32 protein-coding genes and 1 pseudogene are annotated in these 21,161 nt (G+C 36.3%); 2 read left to right on the top strand and 31 right to left on the bottom strand.

All coding sequences use genetic code 11. The annotated features are described in order from the left end of the window. The first annotated feature begins 48 nt into the window (after nucleotides 1-48). Nucleotides 49-1,038 (top strand): LLM class flavin-dependent oxidoreductase, encoded by a 990-nt coding sequence (locus tag HMPREF1208_RS10605; protein ID WP_016426383.1) that lies wholly within the window; start codon nucleotides 49-51, stop codon nucleotides 1,036-1,038. 184 nt (nucleotides 1,039-1,222) lie between these two features. Here HMPREF1208_RS10605 and abc-f read toward each other — a convergent pair whose 3' ends face one another. Continuing rightward, nucleotides 1,223-2,833, bottom strand: coding sequence for a ribosomal protection-like ABC-F family protein (gene abc-f / locus HMPREF1208_RS10600; RefSeq protein WP_016426382.1), 1,611 nt, complete (start codon nucleotides 2,831-2,833; stop codon nucleotides 1,223-1,225). Between the two features lie 419 nt (nucleotides 2,834-3,252). Here abc-f and HMPREF1208_RS10595 point away from each other — a divergent pair, with 419 nt between their 5' ends. Continuing rightward, a complete protein-coding gene (locus HMPREF1208_RS10595; RefSeq protein WP_016426380.1) occupies nucleotides 3,253-3,804 on the top strand; it encodes a cysteine hydrolase family protein in 552 nt (183 codons plus the stop codon). A 299-nt stretch (nucleotides 3,805-4,103) separates the two neighbouring features. Here HMPREF1208_RS10595 and HMPREF1208_RS10590 read toward each other — a convergent pair whose 3' ends face one another. From HMPREF1208_RS10590 to rplP, 30 genes and pseudogenes are all read right to left on the bottom strand, one after another. After that, nucleotides 4,104-4,826 (bottom strand): MerR family transcriptional regulator, encoded by a 723-nt coding sequence (locus HMPREF1208_RS10590; RefSeq protein ID WP_016426379.1) that lies wholly within the window; start codon nucleotides 4,824-4,826, stop codon nucleotides 4,104-4,106. Next, nucleotides 4,805-5,716 (bottom strand): DUF2268 domain-containing protein, encoded by a 912-nt coding sequence (locus HMPREF1208_RS10585; protein WP_016426378.1) that lies wholly within the window; start codon nucleotides 5,714-5,716, stop codon nucleotides 4,805-4,807. Before HMPREF1208_RS10585 ends, HMPREF1208_RS10590 begins: the two co-directional genes overlap by 22 nt. 221 nt (nucleotides 5,717-5,937) lie before the next feature. Then, nucleotides 5,938-6,381: pseudogene (locus tag HMPREF1208_RS10580) on the bottom strand (transposase); the annotation flags it as partial. A 205-nt stretch (nucleotides 6,382-6,586) separates the two neighbouring features. After that, nucleotides 6,587-6,979, bottom strand: coding sequence for a 30S ribosomal protein S9 (gene rpsI, locus HMPREF1208_RS10575; protein ID WP_016426376.1), 393 nt, complete (start codon nucleotides 6,977-6,979; stop codon nucleotides 6,587-6,589). 19 nt (nucleotides 6,980-6,998) lie between these two features. Continuing rightward, nucleotides 6,999-7,436 (bottom strand): 50S ribosomal protein L13, encoded by a 438-nt coding sequence (gene rplM, locus HMPREF1208_RS10570; RefSeq protein ID WP_016426375.1) that lies wholly within the window; start codon nucleotides 7,434-7,436, stop codon nucleotides 6,999-7,001. A gap of 215 nt (nucleotides 7,437-7,651) precedes the next feature. Then, a complete protein-coding gene (truA, locus tag HMPREF1208_RS10565; protein WP_016426374.1) occupies nucleotides 7,652-8,455 on the bottom strand; it encodes a tRNA pseudouridine(38-40) synthase TruA in 804 nt (267 codons plus the stop codon). Between the two features lie 20 nt (nucleotides 8,456-8,475). Beyond that, nucleotides 8,476-9,279, bottom strand: a complete 804-nt coding sequence (locus tag HMPREF1208_RS10560) for an energy-coupling factor transporter transmembrane component T family protein (protein ID WP_016426373.1) — start codon at nucleotides 9,277-9,279, stop codon at nucleotides 8,476-8,478. After that, the gene (locus HMPREF1208_RS10555) at nucleotides 9,269-10,135 is read right to left on the bottom strand and encodes an energy-coupling factor transporter ATPase (RefSeq protein WP_016426372.1); all 867 of its coding nucleotides are present in this window, start codon (nucleotides 10,133-10,135) and stop codon (nucleotides 9,269-9,271) included. The genes HMPREF1208_RS10560 and HMPREF1208_RS10555 overlap by 11 nt, the downstream gene beginning before the upstream one ends. Next, nucleotides 10,132-10,941, bottom strand: coding sequence for an energy-coupling factor transporter ATPase (locus tag HMPREF1208_RS10550; RefSeq protein ID WP_016426371.1), 810 nt, complete (start codon nucleotides 10,939-10,941; stop codon nucleotides 10,132-10,134). The genes HMPREF1208_RS10555 and HMPREF1208_RS10550 overlap by 4 nt, the downstream gene beginning before the upstream one ends. Nucleotides 10,942-11,459: 518 nt before the next feature. Next, entirely contained in the window at nucleotides 11,460-11,828 is a 369-nt protein-coding gene (rplQ, locus tag HMPREF1208_RS10545; RefSeq protein ID WP_016426370.1) for a 50S ribosomal protein L17, read from the bottom strand. A 16-nt stretch (nucleotides 11,829-11,844) separates the two neighbouring features. Further along, nucleotides 11,845-12,789 (bottom strand): DNA-directed RNA polymerase subunit alpha, encoded by a 945-nt coding sequence (locus tag HMPREF1208_RS10540; RefSeq protein WP_016426369.1) that lies wholly within the window; start codon nucleotides 12,787-12,789, stop codon nucleotides 11,845-11,847. Between the two features lie 75 nt (nucleotides 12,790-12,864). Beyond that, the gene (gene rpsK / locus HMPREF1208_RS10535; RefSeq protein WP_014613235.1) at nucleotides 12,865-13,254 is read right to left on the bottom strand and encodes a 30S ribosomal protein S11; all 390 of its coding nucleotides are present in this window, start codon (nucleotides 13,252-13,254) and stop codon (nucleotides 12,865-12,867) included. A 24-nt stretch (nucleotides 13,255-13,278) separates the two neighbouring features. Continuing rightward, nucleotides 13,279-13,644, bottom strand: coding sequence for a 30S ribosomal protein S13 (gene rpsM / locus HMPREF1208_RS10530; RefSeq protein WP_014613234.1), 366 nt, complete (start codon nucleotides 13,642-13,644; stop codon nucleotides 13,279-13,281). Between the two features lie 23 nt (nucleotides 13,645-13,667). After that, on the bottom strand, nucleotides 13,668-13,781 hold the full coding sequence (rpmJ, locus tag HMPREF1208_RS10525) for a 50S ribosomal protein L36 (RefSeq protein ID WP_002509257.1): 114 nt from the start codon (nucleotides 13,779-13,781) through the stop codon (nucleotides 13,668-13,670). A gap of 31 nt (nucleotides 13,782-13,812) precedes the next feature. Beyond that, nucleotides 13,813-14,031: a translation initiation factor IF-1 gene (infA, locus tag HMPREF1208_RS10520; RefSeq protein WP_001118443.1), complete on the bottom strand. Its 219-nt coding sequence runs from the start codon at nucleotides 14,029-14,031 to the stop codon at nucleotides 13,813-13,815. 158 nt (nucleotides 14,032-14,189) lie between these two features. After that, a complete protein-coding gene (locus HMPREF1208_RS10515) occupies nucleotides 14,190-14,840 on the bottom strand; it encodes an adenylate kinase (protein ID WP_016426368.1) in 651 nt (216 codons plus the stop codon). A 17-nt stretch (nucleotides 14,841-14,857) separates the two neighbouring features. After that, nucleotides 14,858-16,150 (bottom strand): preprotein translocase subunit SecY, encoded by a 1,293-nt coding sequence (gene secY, locus HMPREF1208_RS10510; RefSeq protein ID WP_016426367.1) that lies wholly within the window; start codon nucleotides 16,148-16,150, stop codon nucleotides 14,858-14,860. Further along, on the bottom strand, nucleotides 16,150-16,590 hold the full coding sequence (gene rplO / locus HMPREF1208_RS10505; RefSeq protein WP_016426366.1) for a 50S ribosomal protein L15: 441 nt from the start codon (nucleotides 16,588-16,590) through the stop codon (nucleotides 16,150-16,152). The genes secY and rplO overlap by 1 nt, the downstream gene beginning before the upstream one ends. A 16-nt stretch (nucleotides 16,591-16,606) precedes the next feature. Beyond that, complete coding sequence (rpmD, locus tag HMPREF1208_RS10500) at nucleotides 16,607-16,786, bottom strand: 50S ribosomal protein L30 (protein ID WP_016426365.1); 180 nt, start codon at nucleotides 16,784-16,786, stop codon at nucleotides 16,607-16,609. A gap of 16 nt (nucleotides 16,787-16,802) precedes the next feature. Then, nucleotides 16,803-17,303 carry a 30S ribosomal protein S5 gene (gene rpsE / locus HMPREF1208_RS10495; RefSeq protein ID WP_016426364.1) on the bottom strand — a complete coding sequence of 167 codons (501 nt, stop codon included), beginning with the start codon at nucleotides 17,301-17,303 and terminating at the stop codon, nucleotides 16,803-16,805. A 23-nt stretch (nucleotides 17,304-17,326) separates the two neighbouring features. Next, on the bottom strand, nucleotides 17,327-17,686 hold the full coding sequence (rplR, locus tag HMPREF1208_RS10490; RefSeq protein ID WP_016426363.1) for a 50S ribosomal protein L18: 360 nt from the start codon (nucleotides 17,684-17,686) through the stop codon (nucleotides 17,327-17,329). A 30-nt stretch (nucleotides 17,687-17,716) separates the two neighbouring features. Continuing rightward, nucleotides 17,717-18,253 carry a 50S ribosomal protein L6 gene (gene rplF / locus HMPREF1208_RS10485; RefSeq protein ID WP_016426362.1) on the bottom strand — a complete coding sequence of 179 codons (537 nt, stop codon included), beginning with the start codon at nucleotides 18,251-18,253 and terminating at the stop codon, nucleotides 17,717-17,719. A 28-nt stretch (nucleotides 18,254-18,281) separates the two neighbouring features. After that, the gene (rpsH, locus tag HMPREF1208_RS10480; RefSeq protein ID WP_014613226.1) at nucleotides 18,282-18,680 is read right to left on the bottom strand and encodes a 30S ribosomal protein S8; all 399 of its coding nucleotides are present in this window, start codon (nucleotides 18,678-18,680) and stop codon (nucleotides 18,282-18,284) included. Between the two features lie 31 nt (nucleotides 18,681-18,711). Then, complete coding sequence (locus HMPREF1208_RS10475) at nucleotides 18,712-18,897, bottom strand: type Z 30S ribosomal protein S14 (RefSeq protein WP_016426361.1); 186 nt, start codon at nucleotides 18,895-18,897, stop codon at nucleotides 18,712-18,714. A gap of 21 nt (nucleotides 18,898-18,918) precedes the next feature. Further along, nucleotides 18,919-19,458 carry a 50S ribosomal protein L5 gene (rplE, locus tag HMPREF1208_RS10470; RefSeq protein WP_016426360.1) on the bottom strand — a complete coding sequence of 180 codons (540 nt, stop codon included), beginning with the start codon at nucleotides 19,456-19,458 and terminating at the stop codon, nucleotides 18,919-18,921. A gap of 21 nt (nucleotides 19,459-19,479) precedes the next feature. Then, nucleotides 19,480-19,797 (bottom strand): 50S ribosomal protein L24, encoded by a 318-nt coding sequence (gene rplX, locus HMPREF1208_RS10465; protein ID WP_016426359.1) that lies wholly within the window; start codon nucleotides 19,795-19,797, stop codon nucleotides 19,480-19,482. Nucleotides 19,798-19,839: 42 nt separating this feature from the next. After that, entirely contained in the window at nucleotides 19,840-20,208 is a 369-nt protein-coding gene (rplN, locus tag HMPREF1208_RS10460) for a 50S ribosomal protein L14 (protein ID WP_016426358.1), read from the bottom strand. A gap of 31 nt (nucleotides 20,209-20,239) precedes the next feature. Continuing rightward, on the bottom strand, nucleotides 20,240-20,503 hold the full coding sequence (gene rpsQ, locus HMPREF1208_RS10455; protein WP_016426357.1) for a 30S ribosomal protein S17: 264 nt from the start codon (nucleotides 20,501-20,503) through the stop codon (nucleotides 20,240-20,242). Nucleotides 20,504-20,527: 24 nt separating this feature from the next. Next, the gene (gene rpmC, locus HMPREF1208_RS10450; protein ID WP_014613220.1) at nucleotides 20,528-20,737 is read right to left on the bottom strand and encodes a 50S ribosomal protein L29; all 210 of its coding nucleotides are present in this window, start codon (nucleotides 20,735-20,737) and stop codon (nucleotides 20,528-20,530) included. Then, nucleotides 20,727-21,161, bottom strand: coding sequence for a 50S ribosomal protein L16 (gene rplP, locus HMPREF1208_RS10445; protein ID WP_016426356.1), 435 nt, complete (start codon nucleotides 21,159-21,161; stop codon nucleotides 20,727-20,729). The genes rpmC and rplP overlap by 11 nt, the downstream gene beginning before the upstream one ends.

Below are 21,161 nucleotides of genomic sequence, written 5' to 3'. Positions count from 1 at the left end.
ATTTTGCTTGATAATTGTAGTATAACACGCTTGGAAAGGAAGTCTTATATGCAACTCAGCATTCTCGATTATAGTCCTATTTTTGAAGGACGCACACCGCAAGAAGCACTCAATCATAGTATTGATCTCGCGCGTTATGCTGAAAAATTGAACTTTCACCGCTATTGGCTAGCTGAGCACCATCAAGTTCATTCCGTCGCATCAACAGCACCTGAAATTTTAGCAACGATGATTTTAGAACAAACGTCACGCATCCATGTTGGCGCCGGGGGCATTATGTTGCCACATTACAGTCCATATAAAGTAGCAGAAACTTTTAAAATGCTAGAAGCACGCCATCCTGGACGTGTCGATATTGCACTTGGAAAATCGCCTAGTTTTCAAAATGTGTCTCAAGCATTGAATGAAGGCAAACAAACTTTAACAGACTTTGATCAACAATTGATAGATTTAACAAAGTATTTTAACAATGACACCTCGACCCCACATCGTTTTCAGCATTTAAAAGCAATGCCTATCATTGAAACCCAACCGCAATTTTGTATCTTAGGTACGAGTGAAAACAGTGCAGAACGCGCCGCACAATTAGGGGCTGTTTTTGTATTTGGGGCTTTCGGACAAAAAACTTTAGAAAAACAACGTATTGTTCAACATTATCGAAAACAATTTCAACACTATCACCCTGAAGAGCAACCTTATGTCATTGTCTCTACTTTCGTCTTAGCACATGAGGATAGTCAGATCCGTGCACAATTAGAAGACAGTCTACATTACTGGTTGCAACGCATTCATTATTTAAAACAACCGAAAACACTATTAAGTCCAGAAACGATACAACAGAAAAATTGGAGTGAACGTGAACTTGAGAAACGCGCCGAAAACGAACCTCGTATCATCAGTGGGGATGGAGAAACCGTAGCGCATAAACTCCACGAATTGCAACGTACATTTGATGCTGATGAACTTTTATTATTTCCCCAACTCTATGGTGAGGAGAATAGAAAACACTCTTTAGCACTTATTGCAAAACATGTCTAACACATCAATAAAAAGGTAATGCTGCTCATAGCGATAAGCTTTTATCGCTTATGAATACATTACCTTTTTTCATTTCTTAGTGATTTGTTGATTTCCGTTGTTATCTATTTTAATGATCAAATACGTTCTAACCTTGGAAAATTGAGTCAGAACTGTGTCATCAATTAGATTTTTGTCTCACATCTTAATTTCTTTTTTGTTTCGCATAACTGTAATGCCCCGGATAATAATGAAGCTGTTTATTGTCAATCCAGTATGTTTTTGAAAAATGCTTATCCAGAAAATATCGATCGTGTGAAACTGCAATAACCGTGCCATCAAACTCCTCTAAAGCTTCTTCCAATGCTTCTTTGGCATCAATATCTAAGTGATTTGTCGGCTCATCAAGTATGAGCACATTGAATTGTTGAGAAATCATTTGCGCCCATCTTAAACGCATCTTTTCGCCACCACTTAAATCTTTTACTTTTTTATAGACATCGTACCCATAAAAAAGATATTTTGCCAGATGGTTTCTCGCTTCTCCTTCTGACACATGCGCATATTGTCTAAAAGCTTCAAGTACTGACATCTCTCCAGTATTAAATTGATGTTGGGCCAAATAACCAATGCGGTTTGTTTCAGCAATTTGAACATGACCTTCGTCAGGCACAATCTCTTTTAACAACAATTTTAATAGCGTGCTTTTACCTGTTCCATTTGCACCTACAATGGCCACTCTATCATGGTGTCTAATTTTCATATTTACCCCTTCAAATAAGATATCATCATACATTTTAGCAACATCTTTTAAGACAAAGATATCTTTTGAAGCACTTTCTGTTTGGGCGATATCTAATTTCATTTTGTTATGCTCTAATCGAGGCTTAGGTTTGACTTCAATCCGCGCTAGAGCTTTTTCCATGCTTTTTGCACGACGATGCATCGACGCATTGGGTGGCTTCGCTTGGTTCGCCCATATTTTTAATTGCTTAATTTGGGCTTTCATTTTTTGAATTTTCTTCTGCTGAGTTTGATATGTTTTAAATTCGCTTAAAATACGCTTCTCTTTTTCAATGACGAAATTTGAATACTGACCGGGATATACATATAACTGATGTTGATCAACTTCTAATATTTGAGTGACCGTTTCATCTAGAAAGTAACGATCATGTGAAATTACCATCACGGCACCGTTATATTGTTGGATAAACTTTGTTAGCCATTCAATACTTTCTATGTCTAAATGATTCGTAGGTTCATCAAGCAGTAACAATTCTGGTGATTGGAGTAACAACATCGCTAAACCTACTTTTGTCTGCTCCCCTCCAGATAAATCGGACCATTGTTGCGTTTTAAGATATGCAATTTTTAAACCGTTGAGCACAAAATCAATTTTGTAATCTCTGTCGTAACCCCCTAAAGACTCAAATTCATTTTGTAATCGGTCATATTGCTTTAAAATCTGATCGATGTCATCCGACTCTTCAACCATCTTAACTTCCAGCTGTCTCATTCGTTGTTCGATACCATTCAAAGTGTCGAAAGCTTGATAAAGCTGATTGATTACAATAGCATCGTGCGGTAGATTTGGAATTTGTGCTAGGAGTCCTACTTTGACACCCTTAGCAATACTAATAAAGCCTTCATCTGCTTGCTCTTTTTTAGCTAATAATTTAAATAAAGTCGTTTTCCCTTCACCATTTCGACCTATTAAACCAATTCGATCATTTTTATTCACTTCAAATTTAATATGATCAAAAACTTTATCTCCGGCATATGATTTCGTGAGTTGACTCACATTGACGATATTCATTTTTTATTCCTCCATATCGCTAGAGGAATTTGTGTCAGTATTCCTCTAGAAGATGTATTTGTTTAAAATTAGACAGACTCCACCAATTTTTAGCAAAAAACGCAAATTTTCCACGTATAATAAGGACAAATCTTACACGCTTCACATCTTCTAAAAACATACTGACACCTCCGTTCATATAATGATAAATCTAATTATAGTCTAGTTACTCTCTTGCTTCAAATCGCTTATACCTATTTTAACTCAAACAGAATTTTAGCCCCAACCTTATTTTATTGCTATCATGATGAATAAGCGGCGATGAGACATCATTTCCATACTTAAGTTGAACTTCGTATTATACTTTCAAACTAATGTTTGATGTCTCGGCACACGATGAAAGTTATTTATTATTCTTTTTAAAAGGAGCGTATACGGAAATGACAAAACAAGGTTTACTCATTATAGACGTTCAAAATGATTATTTTGAAAACGGCAAAATGCCTCTCCATAATCCTGACGAAGCATTAGCACACATTAACTTACTTGAAAGATGGTTCCATGAAGAAGACCTACCGGTGTTTTACATTCAACACATCTTTCCTAACGATGATGCCGCTTTTTTCGTACATGACACTGAAGGCGTTCAATTAAACCCTCAGCTCAAACGTTATGAACAAGATCCTGTGATCACAAAGCAAACTCCAAATAGTTTCTTTCAAACAGAACTTGCGACTCTACTTGATGAGAATGATGTCACGGATCTAGTCATTACTGGGATGATGACCCACTTATGTGTCGATTCAACAACACGCGCTGCAAAAGAATTGGGTTATCAATCCACTTTAATTCATGATGCAACGACAACACGTGGATTATCGCTAAATAATCAAACTGTCGCACCAGAAGATGTCCAAAATGCCTTTATCTCCAGTTTAAGTAACTTCGCAGAAATTCAATCAACTAATCAATTTTTAAGTAAACAACAGTAATATGGTAAAGTTCTATTTAGAAGCATGAAAGAAAATAAAATTTTTGATTGTCTTACCCTATTTAGAAACTTTGCCTCGTACGTATAACGCTGAAGACTCACCTAAATGTGGCTTCATTGAAGTTTAGATTCAATGAAACCACATTAGACTTTGAAAGCTATTCAATGCTATCATGTACGACTCGTCGTTTATTTACCTCCGCAAAGTTGCCTAGAGTGGGTCAGTGTTTTCATTTTTAATCTTTTAAAGTTTTTGTAGACTATCTCTTCTAAATACTGTGTTTATTATTTCATATATTATTAAGCTAAATGATAATGAACAGCTTTATCAATAAACTCAGTTAACTGCGGATGACCGAATTGTTTAAAATAATCTTTAAATCTTTCATCTTCATTATAAGTCATTGCAATGCAACATAGTGTTTCATCATCAAATTCAGCATAGCTATTCATCAAATCCTTCCATGCTTTCACTACTTCATACACTTCACTATCGCTTACGTTCCGCTCTATTAAATGATTAAAAGCTTTAAATATTGTCACCATTTTATTTTTAGACTCAACACTATTTAATTGATAATCCCCATTACGTTCAATAAAACTACGATAAGCAGATGTATTACCATATTTTATTTTAGCTTCTTCTTGATATTGAGCTTGTAAGTTGTTGTTCAATTCATCAATTTCTAAAACCGGCACGCCCTCTATCCATTTGGCCACTGCTTTTTTCGTTTTTTCTAATCGTTCAATTTTTTCATTCAAAATGACCATTTCAGCTTTCAATGATGCCATTAAATTTGTTTCGTCCATTGCCATTATTTTAATAATTCTTTTAATGCTTACATCCATCGATCTCAGTAATAAAATTTTTTGTAATTGCATTAAATGATGTTGTGTATAGACTCTATGATGATTTTCATTTTTTTCGGGTGATAATAAACCAATTTCATCATAATAATGTAAAGTCCGCTTCGTTACGCCAGTGATTTTGATGATGTCTTTTATACGATATTCGTATTCCAAAATGATTCCACCTCGTTTAAAATTTCTTGTGCAGACTTCATAGTGGCTTCTTCAATCCCACAATTTGTCTTTTCTAAATAAGTTTTAACAAGATAATACCCGCAAGTATAACCTGCTGAGTGAGGTAACACTACTTGATTACCGCTATATAATTGAGCAATCTCATCCCCGTATAAATAAGGCATTGCTTCAAACATGTTATCAATGTCTAGATGTTTTCCTATGATATTTTTAATTAATGCTTGTGATTGATTCCAATCTATCGCCGTTACCCAAGGTCCTAAATATGACTTCCCATACATGGCCTCAACAAAATTTTCAGCTAAACCTTCAGAAACAATTAATTCTGCTAGAGAGCCACCGTCCCATTGAACATATTGGTATCTCAAGTTATGATTGAACTCATGTGCAATGGCACTTTTTGTTCGCTTCAAAGTATAGGCATTTGGAACTAATGAAAGCCACACATATCCAGGTATACCGCCTTCTCCTCCATAATTTTGATTAAGGAACATAGTCGGCTTTTGTTCATCTCCTAATAAAACCGTAAATGTATACTGACTTACCTTTGAACGCATCCCCTTCTTTTCAAAACGCTTCAGTACATCTTCAATCGCACTTTTACAATTATCCCAAAAATCATCATCAAGCATATCCATTTGTTTTTTATTGCTCGAATTAAATTCTGCAGGCGAAACGTGCGTTTGATTCAACATCATTAAGGCATCAAAACCTGCTGCTGTTGGTTCAAAGGGTATCTGTTGAATTTCAAATTTTTCTCGAAAATGCTTTAATAAATTTTCTCGAAAATAAGCGTCTCTCTGTGCAACGTCTAATTCCAATAATTTCAAATAAATTTTATCAGATCTTATGATATGAATGGGTGGCATTGTTATCCCTCCTTAACCTCAATATAATGGATAACGTAGCGTGACGCGCAAGACTTTCAACGTTATTTTTTATATTTAACTGACTGAATAAGGTTTAGTTCTGTTCTTGGAAGAAAAATTATTGCGACGTTCTCCATCAAAAAAGAGCAGAACAGAAACCATTTAGATTTTCTGTCCTGCCCCTAATAAAAATGGGTGTCGGTTGGCGAGACGATAGCGCATTAAGCAACGTTTTTTTGTTGTTTAATGCGTTTTTTATATTCACTTACAAATAACTTGGAAATGATTAAGATTCTATTCCTAAAATTCCAGAAATTTCTATAACCATAAGAAACCCGTTTAATCAGTTTTATTTTATTATTAATGCCCTCAATTGGCCCATTCGTTAAATGTGGATAACGCATCGTATTTGAGATATAGGGCAAGTATTTGATGAATGTTTGAATGACACGCTTGAGTCCTTGTGAAATATCTTTTGTCTTTGAATCCTGTAAGATGAACCGTAATTGCTGGATATCGTTTGATTTCAGAGCACTTAAAAGACGGTGCGCCGTTTCATATGTCTCTTTGAGCCTCTCATCAAGGCCCAATAAATAATGAACTAAACTGTATTGACTCTGGCAAGACTTAAAAAGTCTGTATGACTGATATATCATTATACATAGGCACAATATCTCCTTAATGGTTTGTTTAGTCACTTACAATTATAGAGATATTTGTGCTTTTTTAATATCAAAAATTAAAATAACGGTCAGTGAATATTTCGCCAACCGTTAAAAATATACAACCAAATATACAACCATAAAAAACACAAAAAGCACTCTCCAACAAAAGTTGGAAAGTGCTGTAAAAGTTGATATAACAACGATATTAACGTTTTGAGAATTGTGGTGAACGACGTGCTTTTTTAAGACCTGGTTTTTTACGTTCTTTCATACGTGGGTCACGAGTAAGTAATCCAGCGCGTTTTAAAGAACCTCTGTATTCAGGATCTGCTTCTAATAATGCACGTGCAATACCGTGACGGATTGCTTGTGCTTGACCAGTGAAACCGCCACCGTGTACATTAACTAAAACGTCATAGTTACCTTTAGTTTCTGTTACATCGAATGGTTGGTTTAAGTCTAAGATTAATGATTCGAATGGTAAGTAGTCGCGTACATCGCGATCGTTCACTTTGATGTTACCTTCACCTGGTACTAAACGTACACGTGCTACTGAGTTTTTACGACGGCCTGTGCCTTTATATTCAACTTGTGCCAATGTAATTTCCTCCTTCTAATTAACCACGTAACTCGTAGTTTTCTGGTTGTTGTGCAGCGTGTGGATGTTCAGCGCCACCATAAACGAATAATTTTTTACCTTGTTTTTCACCTAAACGTGAACTTGGTAACATCCCTTTAATTGCGTTTTCTAATAAACGTTCTGGGTTTGTACGTCTTAATTCACCAGCAGTGATTGATTTTAAACCACCTGGATGATTTGAGTGACGGTAGTAGATTTTATCGCTTTCTTTTTTACCAGTAAATTCGATTTTTGAAGCGTTAATGATGATAACGTAATCACCACTGTCAACGTGTGGTGTGTAAGTGACTTTATTTTTACCGCGTAAGATAGCTGCGACTTCTGAAGCTAAACGTCCTAAAGTTTGTCCTTCAGCATCAACAACATACCATTTGCGCTCAATGTTTGATTCATTTGCCATAAATGTTTGACGCATAATATTGTCCTCCTAGTGAATAAATCTTTCCTATTTGTCTTTCAGCTGGTTGTGACAGCACAACCTAGAGCGAGATATTTATTCCGTTAACTGTTGTTCTTTCCTGCTTATATATCTTTGTAACACAATAAGTTTCCGGGGCTTATCGTGGGGTGATATAAAACAATACCGTTAACTATCTTATAAGTTTTACGCCTTAATGTCAATGTATTTCATTAAATTTGTGACGATTTTTTCGTATGAATTTTAATTGTTTCACCGAAGTCTTTTTTGAGCTGTTCGGGCGATAAATATACCTTTTCTAAATAGAGACCTTCTGCTGGTGCAGTATGTGGTACAAGCGTTCGATCTTTCATTTTAAGAATATGTGGAATATCCTCACCTTGTCGCTTGCCTTTTCCGACTTCAAGTAAGTAAGCAATAATGACACGTACCATGTTATATAAAAAACCTGACCCTGTAATAATAAAATCTAAGCCATCTTCAGTGACTTCGATGCGACTTTCATAAATCGTGCGTGTTTTACTCTCAACTTCAGTTTTTTGAGAACAGAAACTAGTAAAATCATGTGTTCCAATAAAATGACGTGCAGCTACTTGCATCGCTTCAATATTAAGTGCATGGGCCTCGAGTGTTTTCAAATGCGCGAGAAATGGATTGCGATGCGCATCTTGATAAATAGCGTATCGATAGCGTTTACCTACACAATCATAACGACAGTGAAAATCTGAATCGATTAAAGAGACTTCATGAACATAAATATCATCTGGTAACGCACTATTCATGGCATGTTGCCACTTATTAGGCGCAATATTCAAATCCGTATCGAAATGGAAATACTGTTCTTTTGCGTGCACACCACGATCTGTGCGACTTGTAGGGTGAATTCGAACAGGCTTTTGATGCATACGTTTCAATATTTTTTCAAAATAACCTTGCACTGTACGCCCTTGGTTTTGAATTTGAAAGCCTAAAAATTGCGCCCCATTATAACTGATTTTCACTAACACACGTTGCATAAAATTCTCCTTTTCTCAATCTAAAAATGATGGCCTAACCATATCGAAATGACTGCAATTGGAATGATACTCAGCAAGGCGAGCGTATCTTTAACGTGCCATTCTAGTACACGATAACTTGTTCTCTGCTGATTTGCATCATAGCCTCTCACTTCCATAGCGATAGCCAATTCTTCTGCACGTTGAAAGGCAGAAATAAACAATGGAATCATTAAAGGGATAAACGCCTTAATACGTGCCACAATAGAGCCAGAACTAATATCTGAACCCCGTGATTTTTGTGATAATACGATTTTATCTAATTCTTCCATCAAAGTAGGAATAAATCGTAGTGCAATAGACATCATCATACTTAACGCAGCTACAGGGACTTTGATATATTTCAACGGTTTAAATAAACGATCAAAGGCTTCTGTAAGGTTCAAAGGACTTGTCGTCAAAGTAAGTAGTGTTGAAATAATCATAATGTAAGCAAGGCGCAGTACAATTAAAATCCCTTCTCTAATTCCATTAGAATCAATGGACAGAATACCCCATTCAAATAATCGTGTTCCACCTTTCGTTAAAAACAAATGCATCACTAATGTTAATAGTAAAAAGATAAAAATTGGAAGTAAGCCTTTTAAAAGAAACCCCAGTGGAATACGTGCGACTTTTAAAATAATTAACAATATGAAAGCAAGCCACAAATAACTATACGGATGGTGACTCAAAAAAATAACAATAATAAATATAAATACAAAGATGAATTTACCACGTGGGTCTAAACGATGAACGAAAGTGTCTAATGGTAAGTAACGCCCAATAATCAATTTATCTTTCATGACGTTGCCTCCATTCTTTGAACATCGTAGCAAACGCCTCTTCTGTCATTGCAAGCTTTTCAAATTGAATCCCTAAGCGCGCTTCAATATCTCTTTGTAAACGCACGATATCGGGCAAACAAAGGTGCAAAGCTTGAACATCTTCAGTACGTGAAAAAAATTGTTGTGGTGTAGTCGATTCAATAAGGCTCCCTTTTTGCATTATTTTAACTTCTTCAGCAAATCGTGCCACATCATTCATATCATGTGTCACTAAAATGACCGTTTTATGCTGTTCCAGTTGTAATTTTTTAAATAACTGCATAACCTGTTCTCGACTGCGTGGATCTAATCCTGCTGTAGGTTCATCTAAAATTAAAATATCAGGGTCCATCGTGAGAATTGCAGTGAGTGCGACTTTTCTCATTTGACCGCCTGACAGTAAGAAAGGAGATTGCTTCATTGTTGTTTCTGCATCAAAACCTAGCTCTGTTAATAAGCGCATCGCTTTGGCACGTGCTGCTTCAATATCCAGTCCATAGTTTTGAGGACCAAATAGCACTTCCTTTTCGACTGTCTCCTCAAAAAGTTGTGACTCAGGAAATTGAAACACCATCCCAATTCGCTTTCTAATTGACTTTAATTTTTTATCTTTTGTCTTTGGATTGATAGCGACGTCTAATACTTGCATATGGCCTTGTGTAGGTTTTAAGAGCCCATTGAAATGCTGAATTAAAGTTGACTTCCCTGAACCTGTTTTTCCAATAATGGCATAATAACGCCCAGGTAAAAATTCAGTTGATATTTGATTGAGTGCTTGATATTCATACGGCGTCTTTTTCTGATACGTGTATGAAACTTCTTCAAATTTAATCATATTAAACGCTCCAATAATCCTTCATAAGTCATAAAACCTGGTTCCATATTTAATAGATTCGCGACACGCATTTCAAATGGCAAGTCTAAGCCAAGTGTCATTAATGACTGCCCGTGTTTAAATATCGATTCTACTGAACCATTTAAATAAACTTCACCTTGGTTCATCACGATTACTTGATCTGAGCTGACGACTTCAGAAAGGTCATGCGTAATCGCGATAACTGTAATACCTTTCGTTTCGTTCAAGTGTTTGACCATGGCTAGTATGTCACGCTTTCCCTCTGGATCCAACATGGCTGTCGCCTCATCTAAAATAATCAATTGTGGCTCTAATGCAAGGACACCCGCAATCGCAACACGTTGTTTTTGTCCCCCTGACAATGCGGTTGGCTCATGATTTTGCTTGTCATACATATCGACGTCTTTCAAAACAGCTGGCACAATTTGATGCATCTTATCATAAGAAACATTTTTATTTTCTAAGCCGAAAGCAACATCATATTTCACAGTTGAACCCACAAACTGATTTTCAGGATTTTGAAATACAATACCAATATGATGGTGAAAAGCGGGCCGATCTTTTCCTTTAATAGAGTTACCATTGACCTTTATATCACCAGTGAAATCTTGCTCGATGCCTGTTAGAAGTTTCGCTAAAGTTGATTTTCCCGAGCCATTGTGACCGACAATCGAAACCCAATCACCTTTTTTAATTTTAAATTGAACATCATTCAAAACACGCGGTTGTTGTTCGTCGTATTGAAATGATACATGTTCAAATTCAATCAGGTTTTCGTCTTTCATTTAGCGTCCCTCCATTTGTACTAATACGCTTATTTTACAAAAAAAGACATGATTTGTATATGTATCAAGCCATATAAATAAAAGAGCGGAACAGAAATCGAATGGATTTCGTTGTTCCGCCCTTAACAGAGATGATGCGTTTTTATACAAAATAGAGTTCACATGCATAAAGCATCGTTTACTCATCTTTTATCTTTGATAGTACATGGCACAGTTATAAACCCTGTATGTACTACCTCTACTTGGTATATTCGATGTTAAAATGAATCACCAAGTATTATGAGTGCATCATTCAGCGACACATACGTGTAAAAAAGCTGAATGTGATTCAATAAGATTTGGCGATGTCATCTTGATTTATGACCGATTACACTAAAAAAGCGCGCACCCCATCCTCATTGAGTTCACGCTTTGTCGTCAATATTTAGTTGGATGGGGTACTCTGAGCTAGACAATATTTGTATGTGGCAAACATTATCGTTGCACTCATTTGCTTTAATGTAGTAGTAGTGTATTAATTAAACTAATTCGATAATTACTTTTAATGCGCCATCGCCGTGACGTGGAGCAACTTTAAGAATACGAGTGTAACCACCTTGACGTTCTTCATAACGTTCAGCGATTTCACCGAATAATTTTTGAAGTGCTGTTTGTGTTGTTTCATCTTCGTTTAAGATTTCAACATTACGTAAAGTTTTTGCTGCTTGACGACGAGAAGCCAAGTCACCTTTTTTACCTAAAGTGATCAGTTTTTCAACTACGCTACGAAGTTCTTTCGCACGTGCTTCAGTCGTTTCGATGCGCTCACTTACGATTAATGATGTAGCTAAATCACGTAACATTGCTTTACGTTGATCTGAAGTACGACCTAATTTTCTGTAACCCATGAGTTAACCTCCTTTATCAATCTTCTTTTCTTAGACCTAAACCTAAGTCTTCTAATTTATATTTTACTTCTTCAAGAGACTTGCGACCTAAGTTACGAACTTTCATCATATCAGCCTCTGATTTATCAGCGAGTTCTTGTACAGAGTTGATACCTGCACGTTTAAGACAGTTGTAAGAACGTACAGATAAGTCTAATTCTTCGATAGACATTTCTAATACTTTTTCTTTTTGATCTTCTTCTTTTTCAATCATAATTTCAGCATTTTGTGCTTCATCAGTTAAACCAACAAAGATATTTAAATGCTCAGTCATGATTTTTGCTGCTAATGAAACAGACTCTTGTGGTGTGATTGAACCATCAGTCCATACGTCTAATGTTAATTTATCAAAGTCAGAACTTTGACCCACACGCGTATTTTCCACTGTGTAATTCACACGTTCTACTGGTGAGTACAATGAATCAACTGGAATAACACCGATTGGTAGATCACTTGAGTTGTTTTGATCAGCTAATGCATACCCGCGCCCTGTACTTGCAACTAAACGTAATTTAAGGTGACCACCTTGCGCTACTGTTGCAATTTTAAGATCTGGGTTTAAGATTTCAACATCACTGTCATGTGTGATATCTTTTGCAGTGACTTCGCCTTCTTCTTTAACATCGATTTCAAGTGTTTTATCTTCTTCTGAATATATTTTAAGTGCTAACTTTTTAATATTCATAACAATTGTTGATACGTCTTCAACGACATGATCAATTGCTGAGAATTCGTGTAAAACACCTTCAATTTCGATATATTTAACAGCCGCACCTGGTAATGATGATAGTAGGATACGACGTAAGGAGTTTCCTAGTGTAGTACCATAACCACGTTCTAGTGGTTCAACAACGAACTTACCGAATTTAGCATCATCACTAACTTCAATTGTCTCAATTCTAGGTTTCTCAATTTCAATCATTTACATATCCTCCTTAAGTACGTCGACTTGCATAAACTTTAAATTCAAGTGATTTGTGACAAAACAAAAATTTAATTATACGCGACGACGTTTTGGTGGACGGCAACCATTATGTGGTACTGGAGTAACGTCTTTAATCGCTGTTACTTCTAAACCTGCTGATTGTAATGCACGGATCGCTGATTCACGACCTGGACCAGGGCCTTTTACAGTTACTTCTACTGATTTTAAACCATGTTCCATTGCTGCTTTTGAAGCTGTTTCAGATGCCATTTGGGCTGCGAATGGAGTAGATTTTTTAGAACCTTTGAAACCAAGCGCACCTGCAGATGACCATGATAAAGCATTACCGAATTCATCTGTAATAGTTACAATTGTATTGTTGAATGTTGAGCGGATGTGTGCCACACCGTTTTCAATATTCTTTTTCACTCTACGTTTACGTGATACTTGTTTACGTGCCATAGTATAATTTGCCTCCTTTACCTATTATTTTTTCTTGTTAGCTACAGTTTTAACTGGGCCTTTACGCGTACGCGCATTGTTTTTAGTTTTTTGACCATTTACTGGTAAACCACGACGGTGGCGGATACCACGGTATGATGAGATTTCCATCAAACGTTTGATGTTTAAGTTTGTTTCACGACGTAAGTCACCTTCAACTTTATAGCCGTCAACAACTTCACGGATACGACCTAATTCATCATCAGTTAAGTCTTTAACACGTGTATCTTCTGAAACGTTTGCTTCTGAAAGGATCTTTTGTGCTGAAGTTTTACCGATACCGTAGATATAAGTTAATGAGATTACTACGCGTTTATCACGTGGGATATCAATTCCTGCAATACGTGCCATTATATTTTACACCTCTCTTTTAATTAACCTTGTTTTTGTTTATGCTTAGGATTTTCACAAATTACCATTACTTTACCTTTACGTTTAATGACTTTACATTTTTCGCAAATTGGTTTTACTGATGGTCTTACTTTCATTTTTAAACCTCCTTCAATGTTGGAGTGACAATTATTTATAACGATATGTGATTCTTCCGCGTGTTAAATCATACGGAGACATTTCTACTGTTACTTTATCGCCAGGTAGAATACGAATATAGTTCATTCGAATTTTACCACTCACATGTGCTAGAATTTCATGACCATTTTCTAATTCTACTTTAAACATTGCGTTTGGTAAAGTATCTAATACTGTACCTTCAAGTTCGATAACGTCTTGTTTTGCCATTGGAATAACGCCTCCTTTTTGTTCTAAGGATGTTGAATATTAACTCAATAATCGCTTGGCTCGTTTCACTTTCAAAATATCGTTATAAAGCCTTATCACAATCAAATACATTTATGATACTAAAGATAACGACTTAAGAAGTGATAACCAAGTCGCTATTATTTTAATGATTCTAAAATATTTATGACGTCTGCTGTAACTTCATCAATATTTCTAGAACCGTCAATATTTTTCAGAACACCTTGTTTGCTGTAAAAATCTAATATAGGTTTAGATTGTTTTACGTTTACTTTCAAACGATTTGCAACAGTTTCTGGGTTGTCATCTTCACGTTGATAAAGCTTACCACCATCAAGATCACAAACACCTTCAACTTTTGGAGGGTTGAAAACAAGATGATACGTTGTGCCACAAATCTCGCAAATACGACGACCTGTAAGACGATTCATTAATTCCTCTTCTGGCACTTCGATATTCACAACTGCATCAATTGTTCTACCAAGTTCTTCTAGAATAGAATTTAAAGCTTCTGCTTGCTCAATCGTACGAGGAAATCCATCTAATAAGAAACCTTTTTTTGCATCGTCTTCAGAGATACGTTCTTTGACAATACCTACTGTTACTTCATCTGGTACGAGTTCCCCACGATCCATAAATGATTTTGCCTCTTTACCAAGCTCAGTTTCATCTTTAATCGCTTTTCTAAACATATCCCCCGTTGAAATATGAGGAATAGGGTACTTTTTGGTAATCTCAGTCGCTTGAGTTCCTTTACCAGCACCAGGTAATCCCATTAAGATAATGTTCATGAGTGCCCTCCTACATATTATCGTCTACCAAAGCCTTTATATTCTTTTTCATTCACTTGTGCTTCTAAGCTTTTCATTGTCTCAATCGCTACACCGATAACGATGAGTAAGCTTGTTCCACCTAACTGAATGGCTTGAGGTAAGTTCATTACTTTAGTCGCAATAATTGGCAAGATTGCAATGACCGCTAAGAAAATTGAACCTACAAAAGTTAAGCGATAAAGGACTTTCGTAATATATTTTTTAGTTTGTTCACCAGGACGAATTCCTGGAACATAACTGCCTTGCTTCTTAAGATTTTCTGCCATTTTTTCTGGGTTAACTTGGACAAATGCATAAAAATAAGTAAATGCAATGATCAAGATCACATAGACAACCATACCCATATTATTAGATGGGTCTGCATAGTTCCCCACTTTTTGTGCCCAATCTGCTTTTGGGAAAATCAATGTTAACGTTCTTGGCAATAAGAAGAATGCCATAGAAAAGATAACTGGAATAACCCCTGCAGAGTTCACTTTTAATGGTAAGTACGTTGCTTGTGAACCAAGTCGCATGTTGGATTGTTTTTTTGCATATTGAATCGGTATTTTACGAATGGCTTGTAAAACATATACAGCCCCAACAGTAAGTAAAATCATACCTAATACGAGACCGCCTACTTTTAACCAAGCAAGTGTCACATCGTCTTGACCGATAAATTCTTGTTGATAGAATTGGATCAAGGCAGATGGAAGTGTAGATAAAATACCTGCAAAGATAATGATAGAAATACCGTTACCCACACCATATTGTGTGATTTGTTCACCCAACCACATTAAAAACGCAGTTCCTGCTGTAAGCACTACTGCAATAAGCAAATAAGACATTACACTTTGCTCTTTAATAAGAGTTCCGTTCAAATAGTTATTGAACTGAAACGCCATACCAATGGACTGAATAAATGCTAAAACAATTGTAAAATAACGCGTAAAGTTAGTTAACTTCTTACGTCCTGTTTCACCTTGTTTTGCCCATTCAGTAAATTTCGGTACAATGTCCATCTGCAACAATTGTACTACGATAGAAGCAGTGATGTAGGGCATGATTCCCATTGCGAAAATGGAAAAGTTCTTCAAGGCTCCGCCACCAAACGTGTTTAACAAGTCAGTGACGCCTTGAGAACCTTGTCGATTATCAAAAGCTTCTGGATTAACACCAGGTGCTGGGATGTACGTACCTATTTTGAAAATGACTAACATTGCAAGAGTAAAAAGTATCTTGTTACGAACTTCTTTTGTTTTGAAAAAGTTCACAAGCGTGTGAAACATTAGATCACCTCGTGTGCTCCGCCTTTCGCTTCAATAGCGTCCTTAGCTGATGCTGAGAATTTATGCGCTTTGACAGATAATTTCTTTTCTAATGAACCATTACCTAAAACTTTAATGCCAGATTTTTCACTTTTAACTACGCCTGTTTCGATTAATAATTCAGGTGTTACCTCAGTACCATCTTCAAATTTGTTAAGTTGGTCTAAGTTAACGATAGCATATTCTTTACGATTAATGTTTGTGAAACCACGTTTAGGAATACGACGGAATAATGGTAATTGACCACCTTCGAAACCTGGTCTTACGCCACCACCTGAACGTGCTTTTTGACCTTTTTGACCACGACCACTCGTTTTACCGTTACCTGTAGCCGCACCACGACCTACACGGTTACGTACTTTACGTGAGCCTTCTGATGGTTTTAATTCATGTAATTTCATTTTGGCACCTCCTTAATTATTTTTCTTCTACTGATACTAAGTGACTTACTTTGTTGATTTGTCCACGAATTGCTGGGTTGTCCTCAACGATAAGAGAAGAATGGATCTTGTTAAGACCTAAAGCTTTAACTGTTTTACGTTGTGTTTCTGGACGCCCGATAACGCTTCGAGTGAGGGTGATTTGTATTTTAGCCATTTAAATGTTTCCCTCCTTAATTATATAATTCTTCTACTGATTTACCACGTAAACGGGCAACATCTTCAGCATTTTTTAAGTTTTGTAAACCATCAATTGTTGCGCGCACCATGTTGATTGGTGTGTTTGAACCTAAAGATTTACTTAAAATGTCAGTAATACCTGCAAGTTCTAATACGGCACGAACTGGGCCACCTGCGATAACACCAGTACCAGGTGCTGCTGGTTTCATTAAAACACTTCCTGAACCAAAACGTCCAGTAATTGTGTGTGGTGTTGTACCATCAACACGAGTTACAGTGATAAGATTTTTCTTCGCTGCTTCAACTGCTTTTTTGATTGCTTCAGGTACCTCTTGTGCTTTACCAGTACCGAATCCAACGCGGCCATTTTTGTCACCTACTACTACAAGTGCAGTAAAACGGAAACGACGACCACCTTTTACTACTTTAGCAACACGGTTAATCGTAACTACGCGTTCTTCAAATTCTTTAACTTCTTCTTCTCTACGAGCCATTATATATTGTCCCTCCTTTTAAATTAAAATTGAAGTCCATTTTCACGAGCTGCATCTGCTAATGCTTTCACACGGCCGTGGAATAAGTATCCTCCACGATCAAATACAACTGCTTCGATTCCTTTTTCGCTTGCTTTTTTAGCAATTGCTTCACCGACTTTAGATGCTAATTCAACTTTTGTAGCTGAAGCGTCTGCATCAACGTCTTTAGTAGAAGCTTGTGTTAAAGTTACGCCTTTAGTATCATCAATGATTTGTGCATAGATGTGTTTGTTTGAACGATATACGTTTAGACGTGGCTTTTCGCTAGTACCTGACAATTTCGTACGAACGCGTGCATGTCTTTTTAAACGTACTTTGTTTTTATCAATTTTGCTGATCATGTCAATACTCCTTTCTGTAGAGTTTATTTATTATTTACCAGTTTTACCTTCTTTACGACGAACATATTCGCCTTGGTAACGAATACCTTTACCTTTATAAGGTTCTGGTGGACGAACGTCACGAATTTTAGATGCTGTTGCACCTACTAATTCTTTATCGATACCTTCAACCTTAACAGTTGTGTTTTTATCTACTGAGAAAGTAATGCCTTCAGCAGCTTCGATTTCAACTGGGTGAGAGTAACCAACGTTTAATACAAGATTTTTACCTTGTACTTGAGCACGGTAACCTACACCGATAAGTTCAAGTGATTTTTCGTATCCTTTAGATACACCTTGTACCATGTTATTGATTAACGCACGAGTTGTACCATGAACAGTTCTGTGTTCTTTAGAATCTGATGGTCTAACAACTTCAAGTGTGTTTTCTTCTTGTTTGTAAGTCATTTCTTCATTTAAAGTTCGTGATAATTCACCTTTAGGCCCTTTAACTGAAACTGTATTACCTTCGATAGTTACAGTAACGTCGCTAGGGATTTCGATAATTTTTTTACCAACACGGCTCATGCTATGGCACCTCCTTATTTATTATATCTTACCAAATGTATGCTAATACTTCTCCACCAACATTACGTTTTCTTGCTTCTTTATCAGTGATTACACCTTCAGAAGTAGAAACTAATGCGATACCTAAACCGTTTAATACTTTAGGTACTTCGTTTGCTTTCGCATATACACGTAAACCAGGTTTAGAAATACGTTTTAAGCCTGTAATAACACGCTCGTTGTTTGAACCATATTTTAAGAATAAACGGATAACACCTTGTTTATCATCTTCGATATATTCTACATTTTTGATGAAACCTTCGTTTTTAAGGATTTCAGCAATTTCTTTTTTAATATTTGATGCAGGTAATTCTAATTTTTCGTGACGCACCATGTTTGCGTTTCTTACACGAGTAAGCATATCTGCAATTGGATCTGACAATGTCATAGTTTGTTGCCTCCTTTCAAGAGTTAAATTTTTACCAGCTAGCTTTACGTACGCCAGGAATTTGACCTTTGTAAGCTAATTCACGGAAACAAATACGGCAAAGTTTAAATTTACGAAATACAGAATGTGGACGACCACATTGTTCACAACGTGTATATTCACGAACTTGGAACTTTTGTTCACGTTGTTGTTTAGCAACCATTGATTTTTTAGCCATTTAATTCGCCTCCTTCAGAAATTATTTTTGAAACGGCATACCGAATTGCGTTAATAATTCGCGCGCTTCTTCGTCTGTATTAGCAGTTGTAACGATAACGATATCCATACCACGTACTTTTGATACTTTATCGTAGTCAATCTCAGGGAAGATTAATTGTTCTTTAACACCTAGAGTGTAGTTACCGCGACCGTCAAATGCGTTTTTAGAAACACCACGGAAGTCACGTACACGTGGAAGTGATACTGAGATTAATTTATCTAGGAATTCATACATTCTTTCGCCACGTAAAGTTACTTTTGCACCGATTGGCATACCTTCACGTAAACGGAATGTTGCAACTGATTTTTTCGCTTTAGTGATTAATGGTTTTTGACCAGTGATTGCAGTTAATTCCTCAACAGCGTTATCTAAAACTTTTGAGTTTTGTACTGCGTCACCAACACCCATGTTCACAACGATCTTTTCGATTTTTGGTACTTCCATTACTGAACTGTAGTTAAATTTCTTAACTAAGTTTTCAGTAACTTCTGAGTTAAATTTTTCTTTTAAACGGTTCAAAGTGGATCCTCCTTTCAACTATTATGAATTAGACTTGATTTCTTCGCCAGATTTTTTAGCGATTCTTACTTTTTTACCATCAACAAATTTGTATCCAACACGAGTTGGTTCGTTTGTTTTAGGGTCTAATATTTGTACATTAGAAACGTGAATTGCTGCTTCAGTTTCTAAGATTCCACCTTCAGGATTAAATTGAGTTGGTTTTTGGTGTTTTTTAACGATGTTTACACCTTCCACAACGACACGGTCTTTTTTAGGTTCAGTTGCTACAACTTTACCAGTTTTACCTTTGTCTTTACCTGCGATAACGATTACGTTGTCACCTTTTTTGATATGCATGTGGGCACCTCCTTAAGATTTATGATTATTATTTACGATTAATTATAGTACTTCTGGTGCAAGGGAAACGATTTTCATAAAGTTTCCTTCACGTAATTCACGTGCTACTGGACCAAAGATACGTGTACCACGTGGTCCTTTGTCATCACGAATTACAACACATGCATTTTCATCAAATTTGATGTATGAACCGTCTTTACGACGTACACCTGATTTAGTACGTACGACAACAGCTTTAACAACATCGCCTTTCTTAACAACGCCTCCAGGTGTAGCATTTTTAACAGTAGCTACAATAACGTCACCGATGTTAGCAGTTTTACGGCCAGATCCACCTAATACTTTGATTGTAAGTACTTCACGAGCACCAGAGTTGTCTGCTACTTTTAAGCGTGTTTCTTGTTGTATCATGATTAAACCTCCCTTATCTTTTAAATAGTCATTAAATAATTACTGATTCTTCGACGATTTCTACTAAACGGAAACGTTTTGTCGCTGATAAAGGACGAGTTTCTTGGATTCTAACGATATCTCCGATTTTAGCTGTATTGTTTTCGTCATGTGTTTTATATTTTTTAGAGTATTTTACACGTTTACCATATAGTTTGTGTGTTTTATATGTTTCAACTAAAACAGTGATTGTTTTGTCCATTTTATCTGAAACAACTTTACCAACGTAAACTTTACGATCATTTCTTTCGCTCACTTTAGTAACCTCCTCTTTCAATCATTATTGGTTTGCTTTACCTTGTTCTAATTCTCTTTCACGTGCAACAGTTTTTAGACGTGCAATTGTTTTTCTTACTGTTTTAATGCGTGCCGTCTCTTCTAATTGACCTGTAGCTAATTGAAAGCGTAGGTTAAAAAGCTCTTCTTTTGAAGATTTGATTTGCTCTTCGATTTCTGAAGTGGTTAAGTCTCTAATTTCCTTAGCTTTCATTTGTTTCACCACCCAATTCTTCACGTTTTACAAACTTCGTTTTAACTGGAAGTTTGTGACTCGCTAAACGTAATGCTTCACGCGCAACTTCTTCAGATACGCCTGCAACTTCAAATAAAATTCTACCTGGTTTTACTACTGCGATCCAGCCTTCAACCGCACCTTTACCAGCACCCATACGTACTTCTAAAGGTTTTTGTGTATATGGAGTGTGAGGGAAGATTTTAATCCAAACTTTCCCGCCACGTTTCATGTAACGTGTCATAGCAATACGAGCTGATTCGATTTGACGAGATGTGATCCATGAAGTTGTTGTTGCTTGAAGACCAAACTCACCGAATGTTACAAAGTTACCGCCTTTTGAACGACCTTTAGTGTCAGGACGATGTTGACGACGATATTTTACACGCTTTGGTAGTAACAT

This window comes from Staphylococcus sp. HGB0015 (genome assembly GCF_000411275.1).
Taxonomy (GTDB): domain Bacteria; phylum Bacillota; class Bacilli; order Staphylococcales; family Staphylococcaceae; genus Staphylococcus; species Staphylococcus schleiferi.
This window is presented reverse-complemented; position numbering and strand designations above follow the sequence as displayed.